This is a genomic window from Candidatus Pantoea soli, assembly GCF_007833795.1.
GTDB classification, from domain to species: Bacteria; Pseudomonadota; Gammaproteobacteria; order Enterobacterales; family Enterobacteriaceae; genus Pantoea; species Pantoea soli.
Window position 1 is genome coordinate 3,698,949 of record NZ_CP032702.1, and the last position, 13,618, is coordinate 3,712,566.

The 13,618-nt window shown below is 54.4% G+C and carries 8 protein-coding genes, 1 tRNA gene and 3 rRNA genes; 3 read left to right on the forward strand and 9 right to left on the reverse strand.

Annotated elements, in window-relative coordinates:
- Positions 1–536: 536 nt before the first annotated feature.
- On the forward strand, positions 537–1,181 hold the full coding sequence (yihA, locus tag D8B20_RS17175; protein ID WP_145890233.1) for a ribosome biogenesis GTP-binding protein YihA/YsxC: 645 nt from the start codon (positions 537–539) through the stop codon (positions 1,179–1,181).
- 80 nt (positions 1,182–1,261) lie between these two features.
- Here the strand turns inward: yihA and spfP are convergent, their stop codons facing one another.
- The 5 genes from spfP to D8B20_RS17200 form a co-directional block, all read right to left on the reverse strand.
- Entirely contained in the window at positions 1,262–1,309 is a 48-nt protein-coding gene (gene spfP / locus D8B20_RS22100; protein WP_071892919.1) for a small protein SpfP, read from the reverse strand.
- A 275-nt stretch (positions 1,310–1,584) separates the two neighbouring features.
- Positions 1,585–4,371, reverse strand: a complete 2,787-nt coding sequence (gene polA, locus D8B20_RS17185; RefSeq protein WP_145890235.1) for a DNA polymerase I — start codon at positions 4,369–4,371, stop codon at positions 1,585–1,587.
- A gap of 358 nt (positions 4,372–4,729) precedes the next feature.
- Positions 4,730–5,359 carry a thiol:disulfide interchange protein DsbA gene (gene dsbA / locus D8B20_RS17190; RefSeq protein WP_145890237.1) on the reverse strand — a complete coding sequence of 210 codons (630 nt, stop codon included), beginning with the start codon at positions 5,357–5,359 and terminating at the stop codon, positions 4,730–4,732.
- A gap of 26 nt (positions 5,360–5,385) precedes the next feature.
- Positions 5,386–6,372 carry a serine/threonine protein kinase gene (locus tag D8B20_RS17195; RefSeq protein ID WP_145890639.1) on the reverse strand — a complete coding sequence of 329 codons (987 nt, stop codon included), beginning with the start codon at positions 6,370–6,372 and terminating at the stop codon, positions 5,386–5,388.
- A 46-nt stretch (positions 6,373–6,418) separates the two neighbouring features.
- Positions 6,419–6,694 carry a YihD family protein gene (locus D8B20_RS17200; protein ID WP_145890641.1) on the reverse strand — a complete coding sequence of 92 codons (276 nt, stop codon included), beginning with the start codon at positions 6,692–6,694 and terminating at the stop codon, positions 6,419–6,421.
- A 72-nt stretch (positions 6,695–6,766) separates the two neighbouring features.
- On the opposite strand from D8B20_RS17200, the gene mobA reads away from it, so the two are divergent.
- Together mobA and mobB are read left to right on the forward strand one after the other, a co-directional pair.
- On the forward strand, positions 6,767–7,342 hold the full coding sequence (mobA, locus tag D8B20_RS17205) for a molybdenum cofactor guanylyltransferase MobA (RefSeq protein WP_145890239.1): 576 nt from the start codon (positions 6,767–6,769) through the stop codon (positions 7,340–7,342).
- Positions 7,339–7,845 carry a molybdopterin-guanine dinucleotide biosynthesis protein MobB gene (mobB, locus tag D8B20_RS17210; RefSeq protein ID WP_145890241.1) on the forward strand — a complete coding sequence of 169 codons (507 nt, stop codon included), beginning with the start codon at positions 7,339–7,341 and terminating at the stop codon, positions 7,843–7,845. Before mobA ends, mobB begins: the two co-directional genes overlap by 4 nt.
- A gap of 626 nt (positions 7,846–8,471) precedes the next feature.
- On the opposite strand, the gene rrf is transcribed toward mobB, so the two are convergent.
- From rrf to D8B20_RS17230, 4 genes are all read right to left on the reverse strand, one after another.
- Positions 8,472–8,587, reverse strand: a 5S ribosomal RNA gene (rrf, locus tag D8B20_RS17215).
- 97 nt (positions 8,588–8,684) lie between these two features.
- Positions 8,685–11,589, reverse strand: a 23S ribosomal RNA gene (locus D8B20_RS17220).
- Between the two features lie 211 nt (positions 11,590–11,800).
- A tRNA-Glu gene (locus D8B20_RS17225) sits at positions 11,801–11,875 on the reverse strand.
- Positions 11,876–11,965: 90 nt separating this feature from the next.
- A 16S ribosomal RNA gene (locus tag D8B20_RS17230) occupies positions 11,966–13,507 on the reverse strand.
- Together the 16S, 23S and 5S rRNA genes with 1 tRNA gene alongside form the textbook arrangement of a ribosomal RNA operon.
- Positions 13,508–13,618: the final 111 nt, after the last annotated feature.

Here is a 13,618-nt window from a genome sequence, read left to right on the forward strand (position 1 = left end):
CGGTTTTTCTTCAGTATAGAATTGCGGCGAAATCTAGCAGAAAGATGACAAAGAAAAAAGGCGATAGCCTATGCTATCGCCTTATTTCGCACCTTCGCACGAAGGAAACACGTGTTTAATCCTTTATGGCTCACAACGTCCCGGTTATTCCATCGCCTCTCGCTCCTGCGAGTAATCCCTGTCCCTGTCCGATTCCTGCCTGAATCGCTCTCCTGCCATGCTCCCGGCCATCCCTGACGCTCCTGAGCTCATCATCCTGATGGGTGCTGCCGTGCACTGACAACAAATGTAGACCAACCCGTAAAATGAACAAGTGAGACTTGTCTCTAATTTAACGTGGTACCGCCTGATTTTTTCTTAAGGCAATGAAATGTATGACTTTAAATAAGCGTGAATATTCAATGAATCCATGAAGGCTGTCAGTAAATAGCGGCAATCTCTTACAAAATGGCCCGCAGAGATGCGTATCGGGCACTTTTGCGTCATAACAGGTATAATCGGCGTCATTGCCTGAACCTTTCTGCCGGAGTTTTACTTTGTCTGCTTTGAATTACCACATCACCCATTTCATGCTCAGCGCCCCGGATATTCGCCATTTGCCTGCGGACGCGGGTATTGAAGTTGCCTTTGCCGGACGCTCCAATGCAGGCAAATCCAGCGCGCTGAACACGTTAACCAATCAGAAAAGCCTGGCACGAACCAGTAAAACGCCAGGGCGTACTCAGTTGATCAACCTGTTTGAGGTCGTTGAAGGTAAACGCCTGGTGGATTTACCGGGCTACGGCTATGCCGAAGTGCCGGAAGAGATGAAGCGTAAATGGCAGCGTGCACTGGGTGAATACCTGCAGAAGCGTCAGGCGCTGAAAGGCCTGGTCGTGCTGATGGATATCCGCCATCCGCTGAAAGATCTCGATCAGCAGATGATTGAGTGGGCCGTACAGAGTCAAATCCCGGTGCTGGTACTGCTGACCAAAGCAGACAAGCTGGCTTCAGGCGCGCGTAAAGCGCAGCTGAATATGGTGCGTGAAGCTTCGCTGGCCTTTATGGGCGACGTGCAGGTCGAGATGTTTTCTTCACTGAAGAAGCTGGGTGTGGATAAACTGCGCCAGAAGCTTGATACCTGGTTCAGCGAGCTGGAACCGGCTCAGGAAGGGGATGGCGAACCGCAGGATGAGGCGTAATCATCCTTTGCCCGCCGGGCTTTATCTGAAAAAGCCCAATAAAAAACGCCCCAGTCATAAATGACTGGGGCGGCTAATATTCAGCCAAATCCGATTACGTGAAGTAAAAGGTCTGAAAGATAGAACATCTTACCTCTGTACCCTACGCGACAAACTTTACCTGAATTTTTCTGACCAACAAAGGATTTTTTGTTGTTAAGTTTCAGGTTTCGATATGTTTTTTACCAGGTTCGTCACATTTCAGCGCAGCAAATGTAGTTTAATTACTGAAAAAATGCTTAGTCGCCAGCCATTTACCTGGCTGTGATTCTGCCCCTGATTAAGGCAGTCAACTGAAGCGATTAAGCAAACTTTTTTCTTATGACGCGGCCAGGGCTGATGCCAGCCACTGGCCCGGTGACGATCAGTGCGCCTGATCCCAGTTATCACCCGTCCCGACTTCCACCAGCAGCGGCACATCCAGCTTCATGCTGTTTTCCATCAGCTGACGGATTTTCACGCTGGCGCTTTCCACTGCCTCTTTCCGGATTTCAAACACCAGCTCATCGTGAACCTGCATGATCATGGTTACCGCGTCGTTGTTTTCTTTTTGCAGCCAGTCGTCCACGGCAATCATGGCGCGTTTAATGATATCGGCTGCGGTTCCCTGCATCGGGGCGTTGATTGCGGCACGCTCCGCCGCTTTACGGCGGATAGCGTTGCTGGATTTGATGTCCGGCAGCCACAGACGACGCCCGTCCAGCGTCTCCACGTAGCCTTTTGCCGCAGCCTGTTCGCGCGTCTGTTCCATATAGCGCAGCACGCCCGGATAGCGTTCAAAGTAGAGGTCCATATACTTCTTCGCTTCGCCGGCACCAATGTTCAGCTGACGCGATAAACCAAAGGCGCTCATACCGTAAATCAGCCCAAAGTTAATCGCCTTGGCGCTGCGACGCTGTTCACCGGAGACCTTGCTCAGCGCCACCCCAAACACTTCCGATGCCGTGGCGCGGTGAATGTCCTCACCCTGAGCAAATGCTTCCAGCAGGCCTTTGTCCTGCGACAGATGCGCCATAATTCGCAGCTCAATTTGTGAATAGTCCGCGGCAACAATGCGCTTGTCGGCACCGGCAATAAACGCCTGGCGAATACGTCGTCCCTCTTCATTGCGCACCGGAATGTTCTGCAGGTTAGGATCGGTTGAAGAGAGACGCCCGGTTGCGGTCACCGCCTGATGATAAGACGTATGAACGCGTCCGGTAACCGGGTTGATCATTTGCGGCAGTTTATCGGTGTAAGTCGACTTCAGCTTCGACAAACCCCGGTGCTCCAGAATAACTTTGGGCAAAGGATAATCCAGCGCCAGCTCGGCCAGCACTTCTTCGCTAGTTGAAGGTGCCCCACCCGGCGTCTTTTTCGTCGGCTTAATACCCTGCTTTTCAAACAGGATGGTTTGCAGCTGTTTGGTAGAAGAGAGGTTGAAGGGCTCACCGGCCAGATCGTGCGCCTTCTGTTCCAGCTCAGCAAGGCGCGTGGTCAGCTCCTGCGAGTGTCTGGCCAGAATGTTCTGGTCAATCAGTACGCCATTGCGCTCAACGCGTGAGATCACCGTCACCAGCGGCATTTCAATCTCTTCAAATACCCGCTTCGGTCCGGCCTCCTGCTCCAGTTTTGGCCACATTTGCAGGTGCAGCTGCAGCGTGACGTCCGCGTCCTCTGCCGCATAATGTGCCGCCTGTTCGAGGGCAATCTGGTTGAACGTCAGCTGGTTTTTTCCTTTCCCGGCGATCTCTTCAAAAGTAACCGTTTTGTGGTTGAGCCAGCGCGCAGCCAGACTGTCCATGTCATGTTTGCCGCCTACGCTGCTCAGACAGTAGGATTCCAGCATGGTGTCAAACTTAATGCCGTCCAGTTCAATGCCGTAGTTGTTCAGCACGCCGCGATCGTACTTCAGGTTCTGGCCCACTTTTGCTGCGTTGCCATCTTCCAGCAGAGGTTTCAGCTGCGCCAGCACGCTGTCGCGATCGAGCTGATCCGGTGCATCCAGATAATCGTGTCCGACCGGCAGATAAGCCGCCTCGCCTGGCGCAACAGCGAAAGCGATGCCGACAATATTGGCGCTCAGCGTGTCGAGCGAATCGGTTTCCAGATCAAAAGCAAATACGTCTGCGCCTTTGAGCTTTTCTATCCACGCGCTGAATGTGGCTTCGTCCAGGATGGTAACGTAACCGTCGGATGACAGCACGCTGGTGGCTTCCACCACCGGCGCGGGTTCATCGGTCAGCGCTTTCTGCGCCTGCGGGTTGCTCTTTTTTCCCTGCAGCCATTTGCCATCCTGCAGGTCGGCGATCCAGCGTTTAAATTCGTAACGGCTGAACAGCGCCTGCAACGCTTCCACATCCGGCTCGCTGACGGTCAGCTGATCGCAGCGCAGCGCCAGCTCAACATCGGTTTTGATGGTCGCCAGCTGATAAGAGAGAAAGGCAACATCACGGTTCTGCTCCAGTTTCGCGGCCATGGTTTTGGCTCCGCGGAAAGAGAGCCCGGCAACTTTATCGAGGTTTTCGTAGATCGCGTGCATCCCGCCCAGTCCCTGTAACAGTGCCTGAGCGGTTTTCTCGCCGACGCCCGGCACGCCAGGAATGTTATCCGAGCTGTCACCCATCATGGCGAGAAAATCGATAATCAGAGAAGGCGGGACACCGAACTTCTGTTCCACTTCTTCCGGCCCGAGTACGGTGTTGGTCATGGTGTTGATCAGGGTAATACCTGGCGTGACCAGCTGCGCCATATCTTTATCACCGGTGCTGATCAGCACCGCGCGCCCCTGCTTTTCGGCTTCCAGCGCCAGCGTTCCGATCACGTCATCCGCTTCTACGCCCGAAACCGCCAGCAGCGGCAGCCCCATGGCTTTCACCATCTCGTGCAGCGGCGCAATCTGCGCCCGCAGATCGTCTGGCATCGGCGGTCGATGCGATTTGTAGTTTTCAAACAACTCGTCGCGGAACGTTTTGCCTTTTGCATCGAAGACCACAGCCACATGGCTGGGTTGATACTGCATCAACAGGCTCTTTAGCATGTTGAGTACACCATACATGGCGCCGGTTGGCTCACCTGCACTGTTAGTCAGTGGCGGAAAGGCATGATACGCACGGTAGAGATAAGAGGATCCATCTACCAGAATCAGGGGATTTTCTGCAATTTGCGCCATAGGTTCGTATTTTCTTCGTTGCGATAATGAGGCTTATAAGGATGCCACATCCAGCGGGGAATGTTGAATCAACACCATGCAGACAGGATCTTTTTCGTCATCGTGCGGTAGCGATCGCAAGGATCGTCTTGTGGATAACTTTGTGCGTAAAAATCATAACGTATTGTTATTTACGCGAATTGCAAATAACTTACACTATAAAAACCTTTTAAATCAGTAAATTATTAAGTTTCTGTGACGTAACACCTCTTTTTGACAAGGCGATCGTCCATGTGGATATTGCGTGGCGGGTGTAAAAAGGAGGGAACAAAACAGGATGAAAAAAACGCCGGTCACGCCGGCGTTTACATTGCGTTGGTTACTTCTTCTCAACCAGGAATTTTACAACATTGGCGTAATCGGCGACGAAGTTGTCCATAGAGCTGGTATCCAGACCGCCGTTGTTAACCATGTATTTACCGTTAACAAAGATGGCCGGAACACCCTGCAGGTTGACATCAGAAGCGGCCTTCTGCTGCTGTGCAATCAGCGCTTTCACCGCAAAGCTGTTCCAGGCGCCATCGTAATCCTCGGCAGAGATGCCAGCGGCTTTGATGAACGTCTCTTTCAGGCTGGCGGCATCGGTGATGGTCTGGGTTTTCTGAATACCGTCAAAAATTGGCGCGGTGACCTTATCTTCCACACCCAGCGCCATAGCAACAGCCCAGGCATGCGTCACCACCGGACCAAAATCACCGCCGAGGAAATCCACGTGATATTTAGTGACTTTGGTATCGGCTGGCAGATTCTTTTTCACGGCGTCACTGACGTGATAAATACGTTCGAACTGGTAGCAGTGCGGGCAGAAAAAAGAGAAGAACTCCATAACCTGAGGCTCACCAGCAACCGGCTTTGGCAGCGTCACGTACTGCTTGCCTTCATCAAACTGTGCTGCTGAAGCGCAAAATGCCAGCATCAGACCTACCAGCGCAAACATGATCTTTTTCATCGTGAAAATATCTCCTGAATACTTCATTAAAATTGCGGGCTAAGCTGCAACGGCGGTTCGTGTAACAGCCTCTCCTGCTCGAGAAATAGTGCAATCTGCCGACGCCAGAAATCCTCATCTGTCATCCAGGGAAAGGCGCGCGGAAAAGCGGGGTCCTGCCAGCGGCGAATAACCCAGGCCAGATAATAAACCATGCGCATAGCGCGTAAAGACTCAATCAGTGTTAATTCGTGTAAATCGAAATCGCCAAATTCGTTATACGCTTCCAGCAAAATATCCCACTGGATTAACTGCTCCTGGCGGCTGCCGTTCACCAGCATCCATAAATCCTGCACTGCCGGACCGGTGCGGGCATCGTCAAGGTCAACAAACAGTGGGCCGTCCCGCCACAGGATATTACCGGGATGGCAATCGCCGTGCAGTCGGATCGGCTGCCATTGGCTATGCCAGCTCTGCTGCAGCGTGGCATAAAGTTTATCAACCGCGCTAAGCAGCGCATCCCTGAGCGCCGCCGGCACCAGTCCACTGTTCTCCAGCGCGGCGCGTGGCTCTACGACATATTCATCCAGCCCAAACGCCGGGCGCTGCCTGAAAGGGCTCTGACGTCCGGTTTGATGGATGCGGCCAAGAAAGCGTCCAACCCACTCCATCTGCTCTTCATTGTCGGTCTCATACTGCCTTCCTCCCAGGCTGGGAAAGACGGCAAACATAAAACCGGCATGATGATTCAGCGTGGAACCCTGCAGCGACAGCGGCGCGGCCACCGGCACCTCGTCATGCACTAAATCCAGCGCAAACTGATTCTCTTCCAGAACCTGCGCTTCGCTCCAGCGCTGCGGGCGGTAAAATTTCGCCACATAGCGGCGCTTTTCATCATCGCTGAACTGGTAAACGCGGTTTTCGTAACTGTTAAGGGCGGTCAGACCGGATTCGACCCGCAATCCCGCTTCCCACAGCGCATCAAGAATGACGTCCGGGTTTAGCGTCTGAAAATTAAAAGCGGCTTCGCTCATCATGGTGCCTGTCGGTTACTTTTGCATTGAGCGCGCAAGGATAACATCACTCGTCATCTCTGATCACACCACGTGCCCGCAATAGCGCCGTTTTGAAGTCCACTACATAATCTTTCTGCAGGCCGGGGATCCCGGCGTCACTGGCGGCGTCACGCATTTTCAGATGGTAAATCAATATATCGTCCGTTAATTCACTTAATGGGCCACTGAAACCGGATTCCTGTGCCAGTTTTTGTAAAAATGCCAGCAGATTAAGATCAGACTCTTTTTGCCAGGCAGGTTGCAGGAGTTCAAGCAGTTCATTGAGTCGGTGATTTTTCATCATTGCTTCCTTAACGCAGCAGATTGCTGCTTTTACAGTAAGTATCGTCCGGAATTCAGTCAGGAGACAACGATGACCGCATTTACCGGTGTCATTCTTGCAGGTGGGCAAGGCAGCCGCATGGGCGGCCAGGATAAAGGCCTGCTGGGGCTGCAGGGTAAACCGCTCTATCAGCATGTTCTGCAGCGTTTGCAGCCACAGGTCGATAGTGTGTTGATCAGCGCTAACCGCAACATTGATCAGTATCAGCTTAGTGGCTGTCAGGTTGTGCCGGATTCCCTGGCCGATTATCCCGGGCCGCTGGCCGGCATGCTGAGCGGGTTGCAACACAGTCAGACCGAGTGGGTCGCGTTTTGTGCGTGCGATACCCCCTGGATACCTGAAGATTTTGTAATGCGGTTATGGCTGCAGCGCGGTGACGCCCCCGCAGTATGGGTGAAATCCTTACAACGCGACCATCCCACGCTGGCGCTGGTTAACCGCTCGCTGGCAGACGATCTGACAACCTGGCTGCTACGGGGCGAAAGGCGGCTGATGCAGTTCATGCGTGAACATGGCGGGCACGCCGTGCCGTTTGCCATGGACGAGTCGATCTTTCGCAATATCAATACGCCAGAGGATTTGATTCATGAGGAGGAGAGATCATGACTGTGCCGTTGCTGGCCATTACCGCCTGGAGCGGAACGGGGAAAACAACGCTGTTGCAGCAGGTCATTCCGGAGCTTAACGCGCTGGGCGTGCGCTGCGGTCTGATCAAGCACACGCATCATGAGATGGAGGTGGATACGCCGGGAAAGGACAGCTATCTGCTGCGGAAAGCCGGTGCCGATCAGGTCATTGTCGCCAGCGATCGGCGCTGGGCCTTGATGTGTGAAACACCGCAGCAGCCGCTGAGCTTAGCGGAACTTGCCGCGCGCATGGACAGTTCTGTGCTGGATTTAGTGCTGGTTGAAGGGTTTAAAGGCGAACCCGTGCCCAAAATCGTGCTGTGGCGACGCGGTGTAAAAGGTGGGGTGGAGGATCTGCTGGATGAGCATGTGATTGCCGTGGCCAGCGATGAGCCGCTGCAGACCGGGCTGCCGGCGCTGGATATGCGCCAGCCGGCACAGGTGGCCGCCTTTATTGCGCGCTGGCGAGCAGCGTACCGCTGAATACCCTGAGTCAGTAAAGGGAGCCTGGCACTTTCCAGGCGGCGTAGATGGCTGGCGCTTATACGCTGAATGCTTTGAGCAAATAACGGGACCGTACATTTCCCGGCCGGCACAGGCGGCCGGCTTTATCGCGCGCCGGCGTGGCGGCACCTGCTGAATGCCCTGAATGAGTACGGAGGCCGGACACTTTCCGGCCGGGACGGTTGACAGGCCCGACAGGCTTTATCGCGCAACAGTGTGGCAGCATCTGCTGAATGCTTATAGTGTGAGTCAGTAAGGGAGAAGGGCATTTCCGGCTGGCACAGGTGACAGCCTTTATCGCGCGCCGGCGCGGCGCACACCTTCTGAATGCCCTGAGCAAGTAAGGAGGCCGGACACTTTCCGGCCGATTACAGTATGAGTCAGTGAGGGGGCCGGGCATCTTCCGGCCGGCGCAGGTGACAGCCTTTATCGCCCGCCGGCTGCCTGCGTGCGGCGGGCGGGCCTCTGCCGGGTTAATCCGGCCACCGTTTACCCGATCGGGCCGCGCCGCGCGGGACTTTTCGCGCCCGCGGGGGCGCTTTTTCCCGGCGCGCGGACGTAAAAAAGCCCTGAACTCGCGTTCAGGGCTTCTTCACCTGTTGGATGCCTGGCAGTTCCCTACTCTCGCATGGGGAGACCCCACACTACCATCGGCGCTACGGCGTTTCACTTCTGAGTTCGGCATGGGGTCAGGTGGGACCACCGCGCTAGTGCCGCCAGGCAGATTCTGTTTCGTCCGCGCCGCCGAAGCCGCGCAGACCAGTCCGTGAACAAGGCTGAAAATTTTTCCGGGTACCGCAAAACGCCTCTGGCGTTGTAAGGTTAAGCCTCACGGGTCATTAGTACCGGTAAGCTCAACGCATCGCTGCGCTTACACATCCGGCCTATCAACGTCGTCGTCTTCAACGTCCCTTCAGGACCCTCGAGGGGTCAGGGAGAACTCATCTCGGGGCAAGTTTCGTGCTTAGATGCTTTCAGCACTTATCTCTTCCGCACTTAGCTACCGGGCAGTGCCATTGGCATGACAACCCGAACACCAGCGGTGCGTTCACTCCGGTCCTCTCGTACTAGGAGCAACCCCCCTCAATTCTCCAGCGCCCACGGCAGATAGGGACCGAACTGTCTCACGACGTTCTAAACCCAGCTCGCGTACCACTTTAAACGGCGAACAGCCGTACCCTTGGGACCTACTTCAGCCCCAGGATGTGATGAGCCGACATCGAGGTGCCAAACACCGCCGTCGATATGAACTCTTGGGCGGTATCAGCCTGTTATCCCCGGAGTACCTTTTATCCGTTGAGCGATGGCCCTTCCATTCAGAACCACCGGATCACTATGACCTGCTTTCGCACCTGCTCGAGCCGTCACTCTCGCAGTCAAGCTGGCTTATGCCATTGCACTAACCTCCTGATGTCCGACCAGGATTAGCCAACCTTCGTGCTCCTCCGTTACGCTTTGGGAGGAGACCGCCCCAGTCAAACTACCCACCAGACACTGTCCGCAGCCCGGATAACGGGCCTACGTTAGAACATCAAACATTAAAGGGTGGTATTTCAAGGATGGCTCCACGCGGACTGGCGTCCGCGCTTCAAAGCCTCCCACCTATCCTACACATCAAGGCTCAATGTTCAGTGTCAAGCTATAGTAAAGGTTCACGGGGTCTTTCCGTCTTGCCGCGGGTACACTGCATCTTCACAGCGATTTCAATTTCACTGAGTCTCGGGTGGAGACAGCCTGGCCATCATTACGCCATTCGTGCAGGTCGGAACTTACCCGACAAGGAATTTCGCTACCTTAGGACCGTTATAGTTACGGCCGCCGTTTACCGGGGCTTCGATCAAGAGCTTCTCCTTACGGATAACCCCATCAATTAACCTTCCGGCACCGGGCAGGCGTCACACCGTATACGTCCACTTTCGTGTTTGCACAGTGCTGTGTTTTTAATAAACAGTTGCAGCCAGCTGGTATCTTCGACTGGCCTCGGCTCCGGGAGCAAGTCCCCTCACCTACGCGCCAGCGTGCCTTCTCCCGAAGTTACGGCACCATTTTGCCTAGTTCCTTCACCCGAGTTCTCTCAAGCGCCTTGGTATTCTCTACCTGACCACCTGTGTCGGTTTGGGGTACGATTTCGTGTTACCTGGAGCTTAGAGGCTTTTCCTGGAAGCAGGGCATCAGTTACTTCAGCTCCGTAGAGCCTCGTCGTCACGCCTCAGTGTTAAAGAAGACCGGATTTGCCTGGTCTTCACACCTGCACGCTTAAACCGGGACAACCGTCGCCCGGATAACCTAGCCTTCTCCGTCCCCCCTTCGCAGTAACACCAAGTACAGGAATATTAACCTGTTTCCCATCGACTACGCCTTTCGGCCTCGCCTTAGGGGTCGACTCACCCTGCCCCGATTAACGTTGGACAGGAACCCTTGGTCTTCCGGCGAGCGGGCTTTTCACCCGCTTTATCGTTACTTATGTCAGCATTCGCACTTCTGATACCTCCAGCAGCCCTCACAGGCCACCTTCTGCGGCTTACAGAACGCTCCCCTACCCAACAACGCATTCGCGTCGCTGCCGCAGCTTCGGTGCATGGTTTAGCCCCGTTACATCTTCCGCGCAGGCCGACTCGACCAGTGAGCTATTACGCTTTCTTTAAATGATGGCTGCTTCTAAGCCAACATCCTGGCTGTCTGTGCCTTCCCACATCGTTTCCCACTTAACCATGACTTTGGGACCTTAGCTGGCGGTCTGGGTTGTTTCCCTCTTCACGACGGACGTTAGCACCCGCCGTGTGTCTCCCGTGATAACATTCTCCGGTATTCGCAGTTTGCATCGGGTTGGTAAGCCGGGATGGCCCCCTAGCCGAAACAGTGCTCTACCCCCGGAGATGAGTTCACGAGGCGCTACCTAAATAGCTTTCGGGGAGAACCAGCTATCTCCCGGTTTGATTGGCCTTTCACCCCCAGCCACAGGTCATCCGCTAATTTTTCAACATTAGTCGGTTCGGTCCTCCAGTTAGTGTTACCCAACCTTCAACCTGCCCATGGCTAGATCACCGGGTTTCGGGTCTATACCCTGCAACTTAGCGCCCGGTTAAGACTCGGTTTCCCTTCGGCTCCCCTATGCGGTTAACCTTGCTACAGAATATAAGTCGCTGACCCATTATACAAAAGGTACGCAGTCACCCCATAAAGAGGCTCCCACTGCTTGTACGTACACGGTTTCAGGTTCTGTTTCACTCCCCTCGCCGGGGTTCTTTTCGCCTTTCCCTCACGGTACTGGTTCACTATCGGTCAGTCAGGAGTATTTAGCCTTGGAGGATGGTCCCCCCATATTCAGACAGGATACCACGTGTCCCGCCCTACTCATCGAGCTCACAGCCTGTGCGTCTTCGTGTACGGGGCTGTCACCCGGTATCGCGCGCCTTTCCAGACGCTTCCACTGACGCACAAGCTGATTCAGGCTCTGGGCTCCTCCCCGTTCGCTCGCCGCTACTGGGGGAATCTCGGTTGATTTCTTTTCCTCGGGGTACTTAGATGTTTCAGTTCCCCCGGTTCGCCTCGTTAACCTATGTATTCAGTTAACGATAATGCATAAATGCATTGGGTTTCCCCATTCGGACATCGACGGCTGTAGCGGTTCATATCACCTTACCGTCGCTTTTCGCAGATTAGCACGTCCTTCATCGCCTCTGACTGCCAGGGCATCCACCGTGTACGCTTGGTCGCTTAACCTCACAACCCACAGGCGTTTTGCGCATGTGAATCGCGAAAATCTCGGACCCGGACGCTCCGCACTTATTTCCTGTTACGGGGAAATACGCGGCGCGTTCGTTTCAAATTTTCAGCTTGTTCCGGATTGTTAAAGAGCATATATCTCAGACGTGACCCGCAGGTCAGTTCTGAGATACATCATGGAGACACCTTTCACCTGTCACCGAACAGTTGGCGTCCCCTAGGGGATTCGAACCCCTGTTGCCGCCGTGAAAGGGCGGAGTCCTAACCGCTAGACGAAGGGGACACAAGGGTGTCACGACTTCGCAGCCGTCCTGCTCATTACTTTTTCTATCAGACAATCTGTGTGAGCACTGCGCGGGAAGGTATCTTCAGGTAAGGAGGTGATCCAACCGCAGGTTCCCCTACGGTTACCTTGTTACGACTTCACCCCAGTCATGAATCACAAAGTGGTAAGCGCCCTCCCGAAGGTTAAGCTACCTACTTCTTTTGCAACCCACTCCCATGGTGTGACGGGCGGTGTGTACAAGGCCCGGGAACGTATTCACCGTAGCATTCTGATCTACGATTACTAGCGATTCCGACTTCATGGAGTCGAGTTGCAGACTCCAATCCGGACTACGACGCACTTTATGAGGTCCGCTTGCTCTCGCGAGGTCGCTTCTCTTTGTATGCGCCATTGTAGCACGTGTGTAGCCCTGGCCGTAAGGGCCATGATGACTTGACGTCATCCCCACCTTCCTCCGGTTTATCACCGGCAGTCTCCTTTGAGTTCCCGGCCGAGCCGCTGGCAACAAAGGATAAGGGTTGCGCTCGTTGCGGGACTTAACCCAACATTTCACAACACGAGCTGACGACAGCCATGCAGCACCTGTCTCAGAGTTCCCGAAGGCACCAAAGCATCTCTGCTAAGTTCTCTGGATGTCAAGGCCAGGTAAGGTTCTTCGCGTTGCATCGAATTAAACCACATGCTCCACCGCTTGTGCGGGCCCCCGTCAATTCATTTGAGTTTTAACCTTGCGGCCGTACTCCCCAGGCGGTCGACTTAACGCGTTAGCTCCGGAAGCCACGCCTCAAGGGCACAACCTCCAAGTCGACATCGTTTACGGCGTGGACTACCAGGGTATCTAATCCTGTTTGCTCCCCACGCTTTCGCACCTGAGCGTCAGTCTTCGTCCAGGGGGCCGCCTTCGCCACCGGTATTCCTCCAGATCTCTACGCATTTCACCGCTACACCTGGAATTCTACCCCCCTCTACGAGACTCAAGCCTGCCAGTTTCAAATGCAGTTCCCAGGTTAAGCCCGGGGATTTCACATCTGACTTAACAGACCGCCTGCGTGCGCTTTACGCCCAGTAATTCCGATTAACGCTTGCACCCTCCGTATTACCGCGGCTGCTGGCACGGAGTTAGCCGGTGCTTCTTCTGCGGGTAACGTCAATCGGCAAGGTTATTAACCTTACCGCCTTCCTCCCCGCTGAAAGTACTTTACAACCCGAAGGCCTTCTTCATACACGCGGCATGGCTGCATCAGGCTTGCGCCCATTGTGCAATATTCCCCACTGCTGCCTCCCGTAGGAGTCTGGACCGTGTCTCAGTTCCAGTGTGGCTGGTCATCCTCTCAGACCAGCTAGGGATCGTCGCCTAGGTGAGCCGTTACCCCACCTACTAGCTAATCCCATCTGGGCACATCCGATGGTGTGAGGCCCGAAGGTCCCCCACTTTGGTCTTGCGACGTTATGCGGTATTAGCTACCGTTTCCAGTAGTTATCCCCCTCCATCGGGCAGTTTCCCAGACATTACTCACCCGTCCGCCACTCGTCACCCGAAGAGCAAGCTCTTCTGTGCTACCGTCCGACTTGCATGTGTTAGGCCTGCCGCCAGCGTTCAATCTGAGCCATGATCAAACTCTTCAATTTAAAGTTTGATTTGCTGCAACCAGTGCAGCGATGCTCTGTGAATTAAACTTCGTAATGAATTACGTGTTCACTCAGCAGAGTCTTGATATTTTTTCAAGCCCGGAGGCTTAT